Consider the following 17,121-nt stretch of genomic DNA (forward strand, 5'->3'; position numbering starts at 1 on the left):
CGTGAAAGCACTCGTGCTCGCCGGAGGGTCGGGCACGCGCCTGCGGCCCATCACCCACACCTCGGCCAAGCAGCTCGTGCCGGTCGCCAACAAGCCGGTGCTGTTCTACGGCCTGGAGGCGATTGCGGAGACCGGCATCCGCGAGGTCGGGCTGGTGGTGGGCGACACGCACGCGGAGATCGAGGCCGCGGTGGGCGACGGCTCGGCGTTCGGCCTCGAGGTCACCTACCTGCGCCAGGAGGCCCCGCTCGGGCTCGCGCACGGCGTGCTGATCGCCCGCGACTTCCTCGGCGAGGAGGACTTCGTCATGTACCTGGGCGACAACTTCATCGTCGGCGGCATCAAGGACCAGGTGGCCCGCTTCGCGGCCCGGCGGCCGGCCGCGCAGATCATGCTGACCAAGGTCGGCGATCCCCGGCAGTTCGGCGTGGCCGAGCTGGACGCGCGGGGCCAGGTGATCGGCCTGGAGGAGAAGCCGGCGGTGCCCAAGAGCGACCTGGCCCTGGTCGGCGTCTACCTGTTCAGCCCGGCCGTGCACGAGGCGGTCGCGGAGCTCAAGCCGTCGTGGCGGGGCGAGCTGGAGATCACCGACGCGATCCAGTGGCTGATCGAGGCGGGCCTGGACGTCGAGGCGTCGATCATCACCGGCTACTGGAAGGACACCGGCAACGTCACCGACATGCTGGAGGTCAACCGGCTGGTGCTGGAGTCGCTCGACCGGCGCGTGGACGGCGCGGTGGACGCGGTCAGCGAGATCGTCGGCCGGGTGGTGGTGGAGCAGGGCGCGGTGGTCGAGCGATCCCGCGTGGTCGGCCCGGTGATCATCGGCGCGGGCACCCGCATCCGCGACAGCTACATCGGCCCGTTCACCTCGGTCGGCGCGGACTGCACGGTCACCGGCAGCGAGCTGGATTACTCGATCGTGCTGCGGGGCACCTCCATCGCGGGGGTGGGCAGGATCGAATCCTCCCTGATCGGCCACCACGTCGAGGTGACCGCCTCAGTCAGTACCCCCAAGGCCCACCGTCTCGTGCTGGGCGATCACAGCAAGGTGCAGATCGGTACATGAAACGCATTCTGGTTACGGGCGGGGCCGGCTTCATCGGGTCCCAGTTCGTCCGCGGGCTGCGCGACGCGGACGTGACGGTGCTCGACAAGCTCACCTACGCGGGCAACCGGGCCAACCTGGAGGGGGTGCCGCACCGCTTCGTGCACGGCGACGTGTGCGACGCCGAGCTGCTGAGCCGGATCGTCCCCGGCCACGACCTGGTGGTGAACTTCGCCGCCGAGTCCCACGTCGACCGCTCGATCGAGGGCGCGGCGGAGTTCGTGCGCACCAACGTGCTCGGCACCCAGACGCTGCTGCAGGCGTGCCTGGACGCGGGCGTGCCCAAGGTCGTGCAGGTCTCCACGGACGAGGTGTACGGCTCGATCGACATCGGCTCGTGGGACGAGTCCGCGCCGGTGCGGCCGCGCTCGCCGTACGCGGCGTCGAAGGCCGGCGGCGACATGATCGCCCAGGCGTACGCGATCACTCACGGCCTGAACGTCTCCATCACCCGCTGCGGCAACAACTACGGGCCCCGCCAGTACCCGGAGAAGATCATCCCGCTGTTCATCACCAACCTGCTGCGCGGCAGGAAGGTGCCGCTCTACGGCGACGGCGGCAACGTACGCGACTGGATCCACGTCGAGGACCACTGCGCCGGCATCCGCCTGGTCGCCGAGGCGGGCGAGCCCGGCGAGGTCTACCACATCGCGGGCACCGCCGAGCTGACCAACAAGGAGCTGACCGCCCGGCTGCTCGAAGCCTGCGGCCGTGGCTGGGACATGGTCGAGTACGTCGCCGACCGCAAGGGCCACGACCGCCGCTACTCACTCGACGACCGCAAGCTGCGCGCGCTCGGCTGGCGGCCCAGGATCTCGTTCGAGCAAGGGCTGAAGGAGACCGTGCGGTGGTATCAGGACAACCCCGGCTGGTGGGCGGGGGTATGAGGTGGCTGGTGACCGGCGCGGGCGGCATGCTCGGCCGGGACCTGACGCGCCTGCTGCGGGCCGTGCCGGGAGCGTCGGTGCACGCGTTCACCAGGGCGGAGCTGGACGTGTGCGACGCGGGCGCGGTCGCCGCCGCGCTGCGCGCGGTCCGTCCCGACGTGGTGGTCAACTGCGCGGCGTGGACGGACGTGGACGCCGCCGAGCGGGACGAGGCGCGGGCCATGGCGGTCAACGGCACGGCGGTGACCGGGCTGGCCCTGGCCTGCACCCGGGTGGGCGCGCGGCTGTTACAGCTGTCGACCGACTACGTCTTCGACGGCGCGGCGCGCACGCCGTACGCGGAGGACGCCCCGACGCGCCCGCTCAACGCCTACGGCAGGGCCAAGCTGGCAGGCGAGCAGGCGGCGCTCGGCCACGGCCACTACGTGGTGCGCACCGAGTGGCTGTACGGCGCGCACGGGCGCAGCTTCGCCAGGACGATGGCGATCAAGGCGGCCGAGTGCACGCCGGTGCGGGTGGTGGACGATCAGGTCGGCCAGCCCACCTGGACCGTGGACCTGGCCGAGCGGCTGATCCTGCTCGGCGGCAGCCGGTTGCCTCCGGGGATCTACCACGTGACGAACGCGGGCACGACGAGCTGGTACGACTACGCCAGGCGGATCTTCGAGCTGGTCGGCGCCGATCCCGGCATGGTGGAGCCGGTGAGCACGGCCGACTTCCCCCGGCCCGCCCGCCGCCCCGCCTACAGCGTGCTGGGAAGCGACGCCTGGCGGCCGCCGGTGCCGATGCGCGACTGGCGCGCGGCCCTATCCGCCGCGTGGCCCCACCTGGTGGCCGCCTGGGGAGGCGTAGTGAGCCAGGCAGTCGGCGTAGGAGGGCAGTAGCCCTTGGTCCGCAGCCTGCGCCAGTGTGGGCGCCGCCGCGTCCTTCTCCGACAGCACGGGCTCGACGCCGGACGGCCAGCCGATGCCGAGGGCCGGGTCGAGGGGGTGCACGCCGTGCTCGCGCAGCGGCGCGTACGGAGTGGAGCACAGGTAGACGACCGTGGCCGACTCGCTGAGCGCGAAGAACGCGTGTCCCAGGCCCTCGGCGATATAGACGGCACGCCGCCGCCGGTCGTCCAGCTCGACGGCGACGTGCTCGCCGAAGGTGGGCGAGCCGGTGCGGACGTCCACGATGACGTCCAGCACGCTGCCGGACACGCAGGTCACGTACTTGGCCTGGCCGGGCGGCACGTCGCTGAAGTGCACGCCGCGCAGCGTGCCTCTGACCGAGATCGAGCAGTTGGCCTGCGCCACGTCCATGGGCCGGTCGAGCGCGTCCTGTTTGAACCACTCCAGGAACGCGCCGCGGTGGTCGCCGTGGATCTTCGGAGTGTGCAGCCATGCGCCGTCGAGGCCGAGGGGATCCATGAAGCGGATCATGACATGACGGGAACGTTCCGACCAGGCTCTGTAACGAATACGACAAGCGCCGCGAAATGTCTGCCGGTGGGCGAACGGGGACGGCGGACGGCCGCGGCTTTGGACCGCGCCAGACACACACAACGGCCGAAGTGGGGAGATTTCATGATGCGTGATCGGGGTCGATGCCCGTGAAAGGCTGCCGGTTATGCGGCTCGACCGAGCTCGCGAGCGTGGTCGACCTCGGCGCCACGCCGCCGTGCGAGCTGTTCCTCACCCGCGAGCAGCTCGACGAGCCCGAGCCCACCTATCCGCTGCACCTGCGCGTCTGCACGAGCTGCTGGCTGGCGCAGATCCCGCCGCTGATCCGGCCTGAGGACACCTTCACCGAGTACGCCTACTTCTCGTCGTACTCGACCTCCTGGGTCGAGCACGCGCGGCGCTTCACCGACGACGCGCTCGACCGGCTGGCCCCCGATTTCGTCGTGGAGGTCGCGAGCAACGACGGCTACCTGCTCCAGCACGTCGTGGCCAGGGGCGTGCGCTGCCTGGGCGTCGAGCCGTCGGAGAACGTGGGCCGCGCCGCCAGGGAGAAGGGCGTGCCGACGCTCACGGCGTTCCTGGACCCGCAGACCGGCGCGGCGATCAGGGCCGAGCACGGGCCCGCCGGGCTCGTCGTCGCCAACAACGTCTACGCGCACATCCCCGACATCGTCGGCTTCACCAAGGGGCTGCGCGCGCTCGTCGCCGACGACGGCTGGGTCTCCATCGAGGTGCAGCACCTGCTCACGCTCATGGAGCTGAACCAGTACGACACGATCTACCACGAGCACTTCCAGTACTACACGGTCGCATCGGCCATGCGGGCGCTGGAGTCGGGCGGGCTCGCCCTGGCCGATGTCGAGCTGCTGCCGACGCACGGCGGCTCCATCCGCCTGTGGGCCAGGCCCGCCGAGGCGGTGAGCGGGCACAGCCGCAGGGTGGCCGACGTGCTCGACATGGAGAAGAGCGCGGGGCTGCGGGAGCTCGGCGGCTACGCGAGGTTCGGCGAGCGGGTGGCCAGGGTCCGCCGCGACCTGCTGCGCTTCCTCATCGACGCGGCCGACGAGGGCAAGACCGTGGTCGGCTACGGCGCGCCGGGCAAGGGCAACACGCTGCTCAACCACTGCGGGATCCGGCCCGACCTGCTGCCGTACACGGTGGACCGCAACCCGTATAAGCACGGCAGGTTCACGCCGGGCACCCGCATCCCCGTCCTGCCGCCCGAGCGGATCGCCGCCGACCGGCCCGACTACGTGCTGGTCCTGCCCTGGAACCTGCGCGCCGAGCTGACCGAGCAGCTCGCGTACGTGCGCGAGTGGGGCGGCCGGCTGGTCTTCCCCATCCCGTCCTTGGAGGTCGCACCATGAAGGTCGTGCTCTTTTGCGGCGGTTACGGCACCCGCATGCGCAGCGGGCAGCCGGGAGACGTGCCCAAGCCGATGCAGCTCGTCGGCCCCCGCCCGCTCATCTGGCACGTGATGCGCTACTACGCGCACTTCGGGCACACCGACTTCGTGCTCTGCCTCGGCTACGGCGCCCAGCACATCAAGGACTTCTTCCTCAACTACCAGGAGACCGACTCCAACGACTTCATCCTGCACAAGGGCGAGGTCAGGATGCTCTCGCAGGACACCTCCGACTGGTCCATCGCCTTCGTGCAGACCGGGCTGCGCTCGCCGATCGGGGAGCGGCTGCGCCGGGTGCGGCCGTATCTGGAGGGCGAGGAGATGTTCCTGGCCAACTACGCCGACGTGCTCACCGACGCGCCGCTGCCGGAGATCATCGACCGGTTCAAGCAGGCGGACGCGGGCGCGTCGATGATGGTGGTGCCGCCGCCCGGCACCTTCCACTGCGTGGACGTCGCCGACGACGGGGCCGTGCGGGCCATCAGCCCGGTCAGCGAGATGCCGCTCTGGGTCAACGGCGGCTACTTCGTGCTGCGCCAGGAGGTCTTCGACCACATCCCCGAGAACGGCGACCTGGTCGGCGACGCCTGCGTGGAACTGGCCAAACGCGGGCGGCTGACCGCGTACCGGCATCGCGGCTACTGGCGGCCGACCGACACCGTCAACCAGCGCATCGAGCTGGACGACGCCTACTCGCGGGGTGAGCGTCCGTGGGCGCTGTGGGAGCGATGATCGGACTCGTACCGGTCAGGCTGGGCTCGCTGGTCGCGGTGGGCGCGCACTGCGACGATCTCGCCATCGGCGCCGGCGGCACGCTGCTCACGCTCTGCGCCGCCCGTCCGGGGCTGCGCGTCGACGCGCTGGTGCTCTCCGGTGGCGGCACCGAGCGCGAGGAGGAGGAGCACGCGGCGCTCGCGGCCTTCTGCCCCGGCGCGGATCTGCGGCTGAACGTGCTCAAGCTGCCCGACGGGCGGCTGCCCGCGCACTGGCACGAGGCCAAGGAGGCGGTGGAGGAGCTGCGCGCCGCCACCGAGCCCGACCTGATACTCGCGCCCCGCCGCGACGACGCCCACCAGGATCATCGCGGGCTGGCCGAGCTGGTGCCCACCGCGTTCCGCGACCATCTGACGCTCGGCTACGAGATCGTCAAGTGGGACGGCGACCTCGGACGTCCCAACGTCTACCAGCCGCTGCGGCCCGAAGTGGCCGAGGAGAAGGTCTCCCTGCTCCAGCGCCACTACCCCTCGCAGCGGCACCGCCTTTGGTACGACCGGGAGGCGTTCCTCGGCCTGGCCCGCATCCGCGGCATCGAGTGCGGCGCGCGCTACGCCGAGGCGTTCCACGGCTCCAAACTCGTCCTCGACCTCGGAGGCTAGGCCGACATGCGTGTACTGCTGACCGGGCACCAGGGCTATCTGGGCACCGTCATGGCTCCCGTGCTGAGCGCGGCCGGGCACGAGGTCACCGGCCTCGACTCGGGCCTGTTCGCCGACTGCGTGCTCGGCCCGCCGCCGACCGACCCGCCGGGCCTGGCGGCCGATCTGCGCGACGTGCCGGCCGAGGCGCTGCGCGGCTTCGACGCGGTGATCCACCTGGCCGCGCTCTCCAACGACCCGCTGGGCTCGCTCGCGCCGGAGCTGACGTACGACATCAACCACCACGCGTCGGTGCGGCTGGCCCGGCTGGCGCGCGACGCCGGGGTGCGGCGCTTCCTGTACGCCTCCACCTGCTCGGTCTACGGCGCCTCAGGCGGCGACGAGCTGGTGACCGAGGACGCGCCGCTGCGGCCGCTGACCCCGTACGCCGAGTCGAAGGTGCGCGTGGAGGACGAGCTGGTGAAGCTGGCCGACGCCGACTTCACCCCGGTCTTCCTGCGCAACGCCACCGCCTTCGGCTTCTCGCCCCGGCTGCGCGCGGACATCGTGCTCAACAACCTGGTCGGGCACGCCCACCTGGCGGGCGAGATCAAGGTGCTCTCCGACGGCACGCCGTGGCGGCCGCTGGTGCACGTGCTGGACATCGCGGAGGCGTTCGCCGCGGCGCTCACCGCGCCCAGGGAGGTCGTGCACGCGCGGGCGTTCAACGTGGGCGGCGAGCAGAACAACGTCACCGTGGCCGAGATCGCCGCCACCGTCGCCGAGGCGGTGCCCGGAGCTTCGGTGACGATCACGGGGGAGACGGGCGCGGATCCGCGCTCGTACCGGGTGGACTTCTCCCGGTTGCGCGCGGCGCTGCCGGCCGCCGAGGCGCGGCGGACGGTGAAGGACGGCGCGATCGAGCTGATCGACGCCTACCGCCGTCACGGGCTGACCAGGGAGGCGTTCGAGCGGCGCTTCACCCGGCTCGCCCGGCTGGCCGACCGGCAGGCGGAGGGCACCGTGAACGCGGAGCTGCGCCCGTCATGAGCGGCCAGATGACGGGCGCGGAGATGCACGCGCTGGTGGCGCGGCTCTACCCGCTGTGCAGGAGCATCACCGGCGACGGCCTCCGCGCGACCCTCGGCGTCATCGGCGAGCACCTGCCGCTGACCGTGCACGAGGTGCCGACCGGGACCCAGGTGCTCGACTGGACGATCCCGCAGGAGTGGAACATCCGCGACGCCTACATCAAGGACGCCTCAGGGCGGCGCGTGGTGGACTTCCGGCGCTCGAACCTGCACGTCGTGGGCTACAGCGAGCCGGTCTCGGCCACCATGACGCTGGACGAGCTCCGCCCCCATCTGCACACGCTGCCCGAGCAGCCGGACCTGGTGCCCTACCGGACCTCGTACTACGCGCGGACGTGGGGCTTCTGCCTCAGTCAGCGCACGCTCGACGCCATGGGCGACGGGCCGTACGAGGTGGTGATCGACTCGACGCTGGCCGACGGGTCCCTGACCTACGCCGAGCACGTCGTGCCGGGGCAGACCGGCGACGAGGTGATGATCTCCTGCCACGTCTGCCATCCGTCACTGGCCAACGACAACCTCGCCGGAATCGCGGTGGCCGTGGCGCTGGCCAGGAGCCTGGAGCGGCCGCGCCACACCTACCGGTTCCTGTTCGCACCCGGCACGATCGGCGCCATCACGTGGCTGGCCCGCAACCGGGAGCGCGTGGGGCGCATCAAGCACGGGCTCACGCTGGCCTGCGCGGGCGACTCCGGGCGGCTCACCTACAAGCGGAGCAGGAGGGGTGACGCGGCGATCGACCGGGCGGCGACGCTCGTGCTCAAGAGCCGGCCGCATCGGGTGCTGCCGTTCACCCCGTACGGCTACGACGAGCGGCAGTTCTGCTCGCCCGGCTTCGACCTGCCGTTCGGCAGCCTCACCAGGACCCCGTACGCCCAATACCCCGAGTACCACACCTCGGGGGACGACCTGGACTTCGTCACCCCGGCCGCCCTGGAGGACACCCTGGACGCGCTCCAGGCCATCACCGGGGTGCTGGAGGGCGACCGTACCTACCTCAACCTCAGCCCGTACGGCGAGCCGCAGCTCGGCCGGCGCGGGCTCTACGACTCGCTCGGCGGGCGCAGCGACACGAAACAGGCGCAGCTCGCGATGTTATGGGTGCTCAACCTGTCCGACGGGAGCAAGAGCCTGCTGGACATCGCCGAGCGCTCGGACCTGCCGTTCGCCGCGCTGCGTGCGGCGGCGGACGCCCTGCTGGCGGCCGGACTGCTCAAGGAGACCGCGTGATGCGCTACAAGGTCGGAGACCTCGTGGAAGTGCGAAGCGAGGCCGAGATCCTGGCCACGCTGGACGAACGGGGCGAGCTCGACGGGCTGCCGTTCATGCCCGAGATGCTGGCCTACTGCGGCAAACGCCTCACCGTGCACAAGGTGGCGCACAAGCTGTGCGACACCCAGACCCGTACGGGGCTCCGCAAGATGGACAGCGCCGTGCACCTGACCGGCGCCCGCTGCGACGGCTCGGCGCACGGCGGCTGCCAGACCGCCTGCTCCCTCTACTGGAAGGAGGCATGGCTCAAGCCGGTGACGGACGAGCCCACGACCGCGCCGCAGGACGCCAGGCTGCTGCCGCTGCTGGAGGCGAACACCCGCAAGCCGCCCGCCGATGACGGCACCGTGCGCTACTCCTGCCAGGCGACCGAGCTGCTGCGCGCCGCGCCGGCCTGCCTGCCGTTCACGAACGCCCGCCAGTACGTCACCGACGTGCGCTCCGGCAACGTGGGCCTGGGCAGGACCGTGCAGGCCATCGCCATCGGGCTGTTCAACCGCCTCCAGCGCCTGTCCAGGCGGGTGCTGCCGCGATGGCTGCTGATCAAGGAGGGGCTGCCGTGGGGCTTCCTCAAAGGCCGCCTGAAGGGGCGGACGCCCACGCAGACCCTCGGCCTGCGACCCGGGGAGCTGGTGCGGGTCAAGTCCAAGGAGGAGATCCTCGCCACGCTGAACGAGGACCTGCTCAACCGCGGCATGGGCTTCGAGCAGGAGATGGCCCGCTACTGCGGGAAGACGGCGCGGGTGCAGGCCAGGGTCGAGCGCTGCATCGACGAGAAGACGGGCGAGATGCTGACCATGAAGAACCCGTGCATCGTGCTGGAGGGGGTCGTCTGCGCGGGCGTGCACAGCCTCAACTGCCCGCGCGAGTTCGTACCGTTCTGGCGGGAGATCTGGCTGGAACGGGTCTGACCCGCCGTGACCGACGACCCCGTGACTGACGACCCTGTGACCGGCGACCCTGTGACCGGCGACCCTGTGACCGGCGACAGGGTCGAGTCCATCGGCCGCAAGGCGAGCAGCGGGCTGCGCTGGAGCCTGCTCGGCAACACGGTCACCAAGGCGGCCTCGTTCGTCATGAGCCTGGTGCTGGCCAGGCTGCTGGCGACCGAGGACTTCGGCGTCTACGCGGTCGCGCTGGCCGCCACGCAGTTCGTCATGGTCGTCAAGGACGCGGGCGTCATGGCCGCCGTCATCCAGTGGCGCGGCCGGGTCTCCGAGATCGCGCCCACGGCCACGGTGCTCGCGTTCTGCTTCGCCACCGGCCTGTACGGGCTGTTCTGGGCCGGTGCGCCGTACTTCGCCGCGCTGGCCGGCAGCGAGCCGGCGACCGGCGTGGTGCGGCTGCTCACGGCCGTCATCCTCGTCGAGGCCGTGACCGCCGTGCGCAGCGCGGTGCTGATGCGCGAGTTCGCCCAGGACCGCCTCGCCGCCGCGAACCTCGCCGGGTTCGCGGTCAACGCCACGGTCGCGATCTCGCTGGCGGCGGCCGGCGCGGGCGCCTACAGCTTCGCCTGGGGCCAGCTCGGCGGCGCGATCGTGACCGGTGCCGTCATCGTCCGGCTGGCCAGGATGCCGTGGCGGTTCGGCTTCGACCGGGCCATCGCCGCCCGCCTGCTGCGCTTCGGCCTGCCGTCGGCGCTCGGCTTCGGCCTTGAGGCCGTGCTGATGAACTCCAGCTTCGTCGTCGTGGGCGCGGTGCTCGGCGAGCAGCAGCTCGGCTACTACCTGCTGGCCTTCAACGTGTCGAGCTGGGTGCCAGGGGTGATCGGCACGGCGCTGCGCTACGTCGCGCTGCCCGGCTTCTCGCGGCTGGCCGAGGACCCGGACTCGCTGTCGGAGGGCGTGCGCAGGTCGGTGCCGCTGCTGGTGTCGTTCGTGATGCCGGTGGCGCTGGTCATGGCCACGCTCGCGCATCCCCTCATCACGTTCCTGTACGAGCCCCGCTGGGCTCCCGCGGCCCCCGTGCTGAGCTTCCTGTCCGTGCTCATGGTCGTCAGGATGATCACGTCGTACCTGGTCACCGACATCCTCATCTCGACCGGCGCGACCAGGAGCACGGTCTGGCTCAACCTCGGCTGGGCGCTCGCGCTGCTGCCCGCCCTCATCATCGGGGCGCACCTCGGCGGCATCACGGGCGCGGCCATCGGGCACGCCGCCGTGGCCGTCCTCGTCGCGCTGCCGCTGGGCGCGCTGCTGCTGCGCCGGCAGGGCGTACGGCTGCGCGGCGTGCTGCCCGGCCTGCTGCGGCCCGCGCTGGCCTCGGCGGTGACGTGCGCGTACCTGACCGCGCTCGCCGCCGCCTTCGCGTGGCCCCCGCTGCCGGAGCTGCTCGTCGTGGGCGGCTCAGGACTGGTCGTATTCGCCCTGCTGGCCATGCCGCGCGCGATGCTCGGCCGGCTGACGCGTCGAGGGAGGACCTATGTCCGGCTCTGAGATGTCCGGTGCTGAACTGGTGTCGATCGCCCTGCCCGTCCGCAACGGCGCGGAACGGCTGGAACAGGTCGTGAAATCCGTGCTCGCGCAGGACTACGGGAACGTCGAGCTGGTCATCTCCGACAACGCCTCCACCGACGCCACCGAGGAGGTGTGCAGGGACCTCGCGGCGGGCGACCCCAGGATCGTCTACCACCGGCACCCGCACAACGTCGGCCTGCTCGGCAACTTCATCCACGCCGCCAGGATCTCCCGCGGCGCGTTCGTCCGCTGGATCGGCGACGACGACCGGCTCGACCCGTCCTGCATCTCGCGCGCCATGGCGGCCTTCGCGGCGGACGAGCGGCTGGTGCTGGTCACCACGCAGGTCGCCTACACCGGCCCCGACGGCGTGACCAGGATGGCCGCCTACGACGGCACCGGCCTCGGCTCCGACGACCCGGTGGAGCGGCTGCGCGAGTGGCTGCGGCTGCTCAACGAGAGCCCGCTGCTCATGGACCCGCTCTACGGGCTGCTGCGGCGCGGGCCCGCGACCGGCATCCCGCGCAGGAACATGCTGCACGAGGACGAGATCTTCGCGGCCAAGCTGGCGCTGGCCGGTCCCTGGGGGCATGTGCCCGAGGTGCTGGCGCACCGCAACACCCGCGTCGAGCGCATCACCAAGGTGGCGCGCAGGCTCGGCGTGCCGTCCTGGCAGGCGCACGTGTCCAACACCCTCCAGCTCCGCGAGCTGCTGCGGTGGGTGGGCTCCGCCGAGCACGTGCCGGGGCTGACGGCCGCGCAGCGCCGCGCGGCGCGGGCGGCCGTGCTGCGCATGTACGCGCGCAGACAGCGCCGCACGGTCGCCCGGCGCGGCCGTAAGGTGCTGTCCCTGCTGCGCCCCGCGTAACGAGTGCTGCGTAACGAATGCCATGAACGCACGATTTCCCGATGTATCCGATATACCGGAACAACGCGGACGGGCGGGCCAAGTGCGCTTCTGGACGACTCTTCTCGGTCTGGCCGGGAACAAGCTCGTCGGTCCTCCCGTCGTCGTGGCGGCGCTCGCGTTCGCCGCCGCCGGGTTCCTCCTCATGCCGGCCCGTTACGCGTCCACGGCGGCCATGGTGGTCACCATCTCCACCGCGGGCGGCACCCAAGAGGTCAGGCCCGCCGCCGAGCAGAGCCTGACCAACCCGCTGCTGCAGTTCGGCGACCCGCTGCGGACCACGGCGGGGATCGTCATCCTGTCGATGCGCAACGAGCGGGTGGCCAAGGCGCTGGGCGTCACCGACGGCGGGCCGGTCGAGGTGACCGTGGACGACGGGCGCACCGACCCCGACCTGCTGAAGGTGGGCTCCAGCGGGCCGTTCCTGCACATCGAGGTGGAGGGCCCGTCCGCCGCCACCGTGCGGGAGGTCATGGCCAAGGCACAGGGCCAGGTGCGGACGGAGCTGAAGAACTGGCAGACGTCGCTGGGCGCGCCGCCCATCACCCACATGGGCCTGCTCGACGTGCGGCCCGCCACCCCGCCCGAGCCCGTCTACCGGGACAGGATCCTGGCGGCGGCGGGCGGCGGGGCGCTCGGCGCGCTGATCGGAGCCGGGGCGGCGTACGCGCTCATGCGGCGGGCGAGGAAGGCTGGGGGGCGAAGGTGACCATGGCTTTTTGGAACGATGTGCTGGGGCTGCTCCGGCGGCGCGCCATCGCCCTGCCGATCCTCGCACTCGGTCTCGTCCTCGCGGTGGCGGCGTACCTGATCACCCCTGCCCGCTACGCCACCGAGTCGTCGCTGATCCTCACCCCGCCGCCGAGCGGCGGCACCCTCTCGCTCGACCCGGCCGGCCCGGTCGGCCAGACCAACCCCCTGCTGCAGCAGAACAACGGGCTGCGCACCGTGGCCGGCATCCTCATCGTCGCGCTCAACGGCAAGGACGAGCTGCGCCGCCTCGGCGTCACCGAGAACGGCCCGACCACCATCGTCATCGACGACGGGCGGTCGAACGCCGACCTGCTCGGCGTCGTGACGCTCGGGCCGTTCCTGCACGTCGCGGTCGAAAGCGACGATCCGGCGACCGCCACGCAGGTACTGGAACGGGCGCACCGGCGGCTGCGCGAGCGGCTCACCGCGTACCAGGTCGCGCTCGGCGCGCCGCGCAGCACGTACATCACGCTCAGCACCGTCGTGGTGCTGCCACCGAAATACGACCCCACCGCGAAGATCCAGTACGCCGTGGGCGCGCTGCTCGCCACGATCCTCGCCGGCCTCGGCTGCGCGTACGCGGTGCAGGTGCGCGGCCTCTTCCGCCGCCGCACCGCCCCGGCCGTGGACGGCGGGACGTTCACCTCGGACGCCTCGCCCAACGGCCAGGCACCCGCGAGCACCTCGGGAACCGGAGCGGATCTGGTCGGCGCGTCGAACGAGACGGCGGCCGACAAGTCCGGCGAAGGCGATTGACGCCGGGTCAGGACGTCCGGGCGGCGACCTCCATGCCGTGCCGGATGGCCGCCTGCCGCACCTCGGGCGGTGTGCCCGACTTGGAGGAGATCATCATGCCGATCGCCTCGGGCCCCACCCGCCCGGCGAAGTCCAGCGCGGTGCGCAGGTCCATCGGCGACTCGTCGGGTGTCTTGTGGCAGATCGAGGTGTCGGAGGGCGGCCGTCCGTCGGTGGCGCTCAGCACCTCGTCGACGAAGACGCCGTACAGCATGAACTCGGAGACGTGCAGCCGCGAGCCGAACGCCTCGATCCAGTGCCGCCCGGTGGTCTCCCTGAGCCGGTCCTGCAGCTTGCGCACGGTGGCGGGCTGCCAGAAGGTCAGCGGGCTCATGTAGTCGGGCAGCGGCGGCCCCGGCGGCGGCGGAAGCCGCAGCAGGTCGCGGGCGACGCGATGCCAGAGCAGGTGGCGGGGCATCGCCGCGTGCACGCCGTCCTCCAGCCTGTGCAGCGCCACCCTGCCGTCGACCAGCGCCCGCGCGGCGGTGACCGGCCGGAGCAGCACCACGTCGGAGTCGGCGACCAGCACGACGTCGGTGTCCATGGCGGCGCTGGCCGCGATCTTGACGATCTGCTGCATCACCCAGCCGCGCACCGGCGGCCAGGGCCGGCGCACATTGACCCACATGCCCATGCGGGGCACCTGGACGTACCGCCTGGGCAGCAGCTCGTCCACCGTCCAGACCCGGCAGCGCGGCCCCGCGTACGGCGCGAACAGCCGCAGGTCGGGGCGCGGCACGATCACGTGGTGCACGGTGCCGGGCGGGGTGAAGCGGAGCACCGAGTCGTGCAGGTCGCCGAAGTGGCCGGCGTCGGGGCCGTAGCTGGGGGTCACGACGGCCAGCGTCCTCATGGGCGGCCCCACGGCGCGCAGCACTCTTCCACGGCTCACCTCTCGCGGATGCCTCTGTCGGCCCCCGGTGTATCGAGGCAGGACTTTGGCACGTTACAGACATCGGGTAACACGCCCCGCTTTCCCGTCGATTGCCTCAAAGAGGGGTGAGGGGGACGACGTGGATTTATGGCAGGCGATCTCCGTCCTCGTCCGCCGCTGGTACGTGGCCTTGTCGGCGCTGCTGCTGACGATCACCGCCGCGTACGGCATGTACACCACGGTCCCCACCCGGTACGTCTCGACCACCCTCATGGTGCTCACGGTGCCGACCAGCGGCTCCTACCGCATGCCGCAGCCCAACCACCCCAACCCGCTGGTCAACCCGCTGCTGAACTTCGACGGCGGCCTGAACATGACGGCCTCGATCATGGTGCAGGTGCTGGGCAGCCCCGAGGTGGCCGCCCAGCTCGGCGTGCACCCCGACTCGCCGACGACGTACGAGGTGCACAACGGCCATCCCAACCCGGAGTTGCTGATCAACGCGCCGTTCGTGGTGATCGAGGGCACGAGCCCGTCGCCGCAGGACGCCAAGCGGATCGTCGAACGGGTCGCCGAGCGGGCCAAGGCCGAGCTGGACCGCCGCCAGCACCTGCTGGGTGCGCCGCCGGAGACGTTCATCAACCTGACCCCGATGATCGGGCCGACCGAGCCCCAGCCCGAGCGGGGCGGCAAGACGCGCGCCGCGGCGGTCGTGCTGGCGCTGGGCGTCATGGCCGCCCTGGGCGCCTCCTACGCCACCGAGAGCATCGCGCAGGGGCTGCGGCGGCGGCGTCAGGAACAACGGCCGCAGGAGGCCGGCGCGGCCGCCGCGGCGGCCGAGGAGGCGGTGCTGCCGCGATGAGCGTGGCCAGGCTGCCATCGTCGAGCACGGGGCGCCGCGGCTCGGACGCCGCCACGCTGTGCGCCGTCTTCGTCGTGGTGCTCATGCTGGTGCCCGCCCGGCAGGTGATCGGCGGGCTGCCGTTCGACCTGACCTACGCCGAGGCCATCGGCCTGATGGCCGCCGTCTGGTGGTGCTGTGCCCACCTCACCACCACGCTCGGCGCCGCCAAGGGCCCCAGCATGGTCAGGTACGCGATCTACTTCTACGTGATCACGTTCCTGGTGACGTACGCGTACACGACGGCCGGTTACCTGCCCGCGCACGAGCTGGCGCTGTCGGACCACATCCTCGTCATCACGGTCGGCGTCGCCGGCATCGCGCTGCTCGCCGTGGACGGCGTGTCCGGGCGCGACCGGCTCGACCTGGTGCTGAAGACGCTCGTCGTCGCGGGCGCGATCATGGGCGTGATCGGCGGGCTGCAGTTCCTGTTCACCTTCGACCTCACCGAATACCTGCACATGCCCGGCTCCCGCCTGCGCTCGGTCGAGGAGACGATCCTGCAGCGCAACGGCGTCAACAGGGTCGCCTCGACGGCCACGCACCCCATCGAGTTCGGCGTGGTGTCGGCGATGGTGCTGCCGCTCGGGCTGCACTACGCGTTCGACGCCTGGGAGCGCCGCGCGCCCTCGCTGCGCTGGTGGGTGATGTGCGCGCTGATCGCGGGCGGTATGGCGTTCTCGGCCTCCCGCTCGACCGTGCTCGGCCTGGCGGGCTCGGGGGTCATCCTGCTCGCCGGGTGGAACAGGTCGCGGCGGCTGCGGGCGGGCGCGGGGTTGATCGGCTTCCTGGTGCTGCTGCGGCTGTTCGTCCCCGGGCTGCTCGGGGCGATCATCGGGCTGTTCGGCAACCTGGACAACGACGAGAGCCTGCGCTGGCGTACCAACGACTACAGCACCGCGCTCGCCGAGTTCCTCCGGCATCCCTGGCTCGGGCGGGGCCACGGCACCTGGTTCCCGCCGCACCACCCGGTCTTCGACAACCAGTACCTGCTCACCGCCGTGCAGGGCGGCATCTGGGGGCTGCTCGGGTTCGCCGGGCTCTTCGTCGTCGGCATGGTGGCGGCGCTGCGGGTACGGCGGATCGGCGCGGACGCGCGTACCAAGGATCTCGGGCTGACGCTGGCGGCGGCGCTGGCGGTGCCGCTGCTCGGCTGTGCCACGTTCGACCTCAACTCCTTCAGCACCGCCAACTCGCTGTCCTTCCTGCTGATCGGGCTGGTGGGCGCGCTGCTGCGGATGGTGCGCCGCGACGCCGGCGCGCAAGCCGCCGGGGTTCGAGCCGGGGCGGCGCTTTAGAGGCCCAGCCGCCGCAGCGCGTCCTTCCACGAGCCCGCGTTCAGGTCCCGCGCGCTGATCGCGGTGACCGGCAGCGGCCAGGCGATGGCGAGGTCGGGGTCGTCGTAGCGGACCGAGATGTCCTCGGACGGGTCGTGCTCCCTGTCGATGCGGTAGCAGACGTCGGCCTCGGTGAGCGCCTGGTAGCCGTGGAGCAGGCCCGGGGGCACGTACAGGTGGACGAAGTCCTTGTCGTCGAGCGTGACCGCCATCTGCCGCCCGAACGTCGGCGAGCCGGGGCGGGCGTCCACGAGCACGTCGTACACCGCGCCGCGGGCGCACCTGACGAGCTTGGCCTCGCCACGCCCGCTCCTGCCGTGCAGGGCGCGGATGCCGCCCGCGACCGTACGCGACTGGCTGTCCTGGACGAACGCGGCCGGGTCGAGACCATGCTCCTCGGCGATGGCGGCGTCGAAGGTCCTGGTGAAGAATCCGCGCTCGTCGCGGTGCGGGGTGGGGGTGAACAGCAGTGTCCCGGCCAGCGGGCCGCGCTCCACTCTCATAGTGGCAATCCTGACCCTTGGCACGTAACGGA

18 protein-coding genes are annotated in these 17,121 nt (G+C 71.6%); 15 read left to right on the plus strand and 3 right to left on the minus strand.

The features are described from left to right. Position 1: 1 nt before the first annotated feature. The 3 genes from AB0K67_RS21020 to rfbD are packed head-to-tail and all read left to right on the plus strand — an operon-like array spanning position 2 to position 2,879. Positions 2-1,069, plus strand: coding sequence for a glucose-1-phosphate thymidylyltransferase (locus AB0K67_RS21020; protein ID WP_364062440.1), 1,068 nt, complete (start codon positions 2-4; stop codon positions 1,067-1,069). Next, positions 1,066-1,995 carry a dTDP-glucose 4,6-dehydratase gene (rfbB, locus tag AB0K67_RS21025; RefSeq protein ID WP_364062443.1) on the plus strand — a complete coding sequence of 310 codons (930 nt, stop codon included), beginning with the start codon at positions 1,066-1,068 and terminating at the stop codon, positions 1,993-1,995. Before AB0K67_RS21020 ends, rfbB begins: the two co-directional genes overlap by 4 nt. After that, positions 1,992-2,879: a dTDP-4-dehydrorhamnose reductase gene (rfbD, locus tag AB0K67_RS21030; protein ID WP_364062446.1), complete on the plus strand. Its 888-nt coding sequence runs from the start codon at positions 1,992-1,994 to the stop codon at positions 2,877-2,879. Before rfbB ends, rfbD begins: the two co-directional genes overlap by 4 nt. On the opposite strand, the gene AB0K67_RS21035 is transcribed toward rfbD, so the two are convergent. Beyond that, positions 2,802-3,407: a dTDP-4-dehydrorhamnose 3,5-epimerase family protein gene (locus AB0K67_RS21035; protein ID WP_364062449.1), complete on the minus strand. Its 606-nt coding sequence runs from the start codon at positions 3,405-3,407 to the stop codon at positions 2,802-2,804. The two genes, rfbD and AB0K67_RS21035, sit on opposite strands and share 78 nt — an antisense overlap. 176 nt (positions 3,408-3,583) lie before the next feature. Here AB0K67_RS21035 and AB0K67_RS21040 point away from each other — a divergent pair, with 176 nt between their 5' ends. The 10 genes from AB0K67_RS21040 to AB0K67_RS21085 all read left to right on the plus strand — a co-directional run bounded on the left by AB0K67_RS21040 (position 3,584) and on the right by AB0K67_RS21085 (position 13,435). Further along, positions 3,584-4,807: a class I SAM-dependent methyltransferase gene (locus AB0K67_RS21040; protein ID WP_364062452.1), complete on the plus strand. Its 1,224-nt coding sequence runs from the start codon at positions 3,584-3,586 to the stop codon at positions 4,805-4,807. Beyond that, complete coding sequence (locus tag AB0K67_RS21045) at positions 4,804-5,577, plus strand: sugar phosphate nucleotidyltransferase (RefSeq protein WP_364062455.1); 774 nt, start codon at positions 4,804-4,806, stop codon at positions 5,575-5,577. The genes AB0K67_RS21040 and AB0K67_RS21045 overlap by 4 nt, the downstream gene beginning before the upstream one ends. Then, the gene (locus tag AB0K67_RS21050) at positions 5,574-6,221 is read left to right on the plus strand and encodes a PIG-L family deacetylase (RefSeq protein WP_364062458.1); all 648 of its coding nucleotides are present in this window, start codon (positions 5,574-5,576) and stop codon (positions 6,219-6,221) included. The genes AB0K67_RS21045 and AB0K67_RS21050 overlap by 4 nt, the downstream gene beginning before the upstream one ends. A 6-nt stretch (positions 6,222-6,227) precedes the next feature. Beyond that, on the plus strand, positions 6,228-7,250 hold the full coding sequence (locus tag AB0K67_RS21055) for an SDR family oxidoreductase (RefSeq protein ID WP_364062460.1): 1,023 nt from the start codon (positions 6,228-6,230) through the stop codon (positions 7,248-7,250). Continuing rightward, positions 7,247-8,521, plus strand: a complete 1,275-nt coding sequence (locus tag AB0K67_RS21060) for a DUF4910 domain-containing protein (protein WP_364062462.1) — start codon at positions 7,247-7,249, stop codon at positions 8,519-8,521. Before AB0K67_RS21055 ends, AB0K67_RS21060 begins: the two co-directional genes overlap by 4 nt. Then, positions 8,521-9,474: a hypothetical protein gene (locus tag AB0K67_RS21065; protein ID WP_364063251.1), complete on the plus strand. Its 954-nt coding sequence runs from the start codon at positions 8,521-8,523 to the stop codon at positions 9,472-9,474. The genes AB0K67_RS21060 and AB0K67_RS21065 overlap by 1 nt, the downstream gene beginning before the upstream one ends. 21 nt (positions 9,475-9,495) lie before the next feature. Beyond that, complete coding sequence (locus AB0K67_RS21070; protein ID WP_364062465.1) at positions 9,496-10,998, plus strand: lipopolysaccharide biosynthesis protein; 1,503 nt, start codon at positions 9,496-9,498, stop codon at positions 10,996-10,998. After that, complete coding sequence (locus tag AB0K67_RS21075; protein ID WP_364062468.1) at positions 10,985-11,887, plus strand: glycosyltransferase family 2 protein; 903 nt, start codon at positions 10,985-10,987, stop codon at positions 11,885-11,887. Before AB0K67_RS21070 ends, AB0K67_RS21075 begins: the two co-directional genes overlap by 14 nt. An 82-nt stretch (positions 11,888-11,969) precedes the next feature. Continuing rightward, on the plus strand, positions 11,970-12,635 hold the full coding sequence (locus AB0K67_RS21080) for a hypothetical protein (protein WP_364062471.1): 666 nt from the start codon (positions 11,970-11,972) through the stop codon (positions 12,633-12,635). 2 nt (positions 12,636-12,637) lie between these two features. Continuing rightward, positions 12,638-13,435: a hypothetical protein gene (locus AB0K67_RS21085; RefSeq protein WP_364062474.1), complete on the plus strand. Its 798-nt coding sequence runs from the start codon at positions 12,638-12,640 to the stop codon at positions 13,433-13,435. Between the two features lie 7 nt (positions 13,436-13,442). Here AB0K67_RS21085 and AB0K67_RS21090 read toward each other — a convergent pair whose 3' ends face one another. Further along, a complete protein-coding gene (locus AB0K67_RS21090; RefSeq protein ID WP_364062477.1) occupies positions 13,443-14,366 on the minus strand; it encodes a DUF6492 family protein in 924 nt (307 codons plus the stop codon). 121 nt (positions 14,367-14,487) lie between these two features. On the opposite strand from AB0K67_RS21090, the gene AB0K67_RS21095 reads away from it, so the two are divergent. Together AB0K67_RS21095 and AB0K67_RS21100 are read left to right on the plus strand one after the other, a co-directional pair. Beyond that, positions 14,488-15,210, plus strand: a complete 723-nt coding sequence (locus AB0K67_RS21095; RefSeq protein WP_364062480.1) for a hypothetical protein — start codon at positions 14,488-14,490, stop codon at positions 15,208-15,210. Next, positions 15,207-16,547 (plus strand): O-antigen ligase family protein, encoded by a 1,341-nt coding sequence (locus AB0K67_RS21100; RefSeq protein ID WP_364062483.1) that lies wholly within the window; start codon positions 15,207-15,209, stop codon positions 16,545-16,547. The genes AB0K67_RS21095 and AB0K67_RS21100 overlap by 4 nt, the downstream gene beginning before the upstream one ends. Here AB0K67_RS21100 and rfbC read toward each other — a convergent pair. Continuing rightward, on the minus strand, positions 16,544-17,089 hold the full coding sequence (gene rfbC, locus AB0K67_RS21105) for a dTDP-4-dehydrorhamnose 3,5-epimerase (protein ID WP_364062486.1): 546 nt from the start codon (positions 17,087-17,089) through the stop codon (positions 16,544-16,546). The two genes, AB0K67_RS21100 and rfbC, sit on opposite strands and share 4 nt — an antisense overlap. Positions 17,090-17,121 lie beyond the last annotated feature (32 nt).

It is taken from the genome of Nonomuraea sp. NPDC052634 (assembly GCF_040678535.1).
GTDB classification, from domain to species: Bacteria; Actinomycetota; Actinomycetes; order Streptosporangiales; family Streptosporangiaceae; genus Nonomuraea; species Nonomuraea fastidiosa.

Excerpts from the sequence above, each read along its gene's own strand:
- rfbD (WP_364062446.1), top strand. The coding sequence starts at position 1,992 with ATGAGGTGGCTGGTGACCGGCGCGGGCGGCATGCTCGGCCGGGACCTG.
- AB0K67_RS21045 (WP_364062455.1), top strand. The coding sequence starts at position 4,804 with ATGAAGGTCGTGCTCTTTTGCGGCGGTTACGGCACCCGCATGCGCAGC.
- AB0K67_RS21085 (WP_364062474.1), top strand. The coding sequence starts at position 12,638 with ATGGCTTTTTGGAACGATGTGCTGGGGCTGCTCCGGCGGCGCGCCATC.
- AB0K67_RS21060 (WP_364062462.1), top strand. The coding sequence starts at position 7,247 with ATGAGCGGCCAGATGACGGGCGCGGAGATGCACGCGCTGGTGGCGCGG.
- AB0K67_RS21065 (WP_364063251.1), top strand. The coding sequence starts at position 8,521 with ATGCGCTACAAGGTCGGAGACCTCGTGGAAGTGCGAAGCGAGGCCGAG.
- AB0K67_RS21040 (WP_364062452.1), top strand. The coding sequence starts at position 3,584 with ATGCCCGTGAAAGGCTGCCGGTTATGCGGCTCGACCGAGCTCGCGAGC.
- AB0K67_RS21035 (WP_364062449.1), bottom strand. The coding sequence starts at position 3,407 with ATGGATCCCCTCGGCCTCGACGGCGCATGGCTGCACACTCCGAAGATC.
- rfbC (WP_364062486.1), bottom strand. The coding sequence starts at position 17,089 with ATGAGAGTGGAGCGCGGCCCGCTGGCCGGGACACTGCTGTTCACCCCC.
- AB0K67_RS21050 (WP_364062458.1), top strand. The coding sequence starts at position 5,574 with ATGATCGGACTCGTACCGGTCAGGCTGGGCTCGCTGGTCGCGGTGGGC.
- rfbB (WP_364062443.1), top strand. The coding sequence starts at position 1,066 with ATGAAACGCATTCTGGTTACGGGCGGGGCCGGCTTCATCGGGTCCCAG.
- AB0K67_RS21100 (WP_364062483.1), top strand. The coding sequence starts at position 15,207 with ATGAGCGTGGCCAGGCTGCCATCGTCGAGCACGGGGCGCCGCGGCTCG.
- AB0K67_RS21075 (WP_364062468.1), top strand. The coding sequence starts at position 10,985 with ATGTCCGGCTCTGAGATGTCCGGTGCTGAACTGGTGTCGATCGCCCTG.
- AB0K67_RS21055 (WP_364062460.1), top strand. The coding sequence starts at position 6,228 with ATGCGTGTACTGCTGACCGGGCACCAGGGCTATCTGGGCACCGTCATG.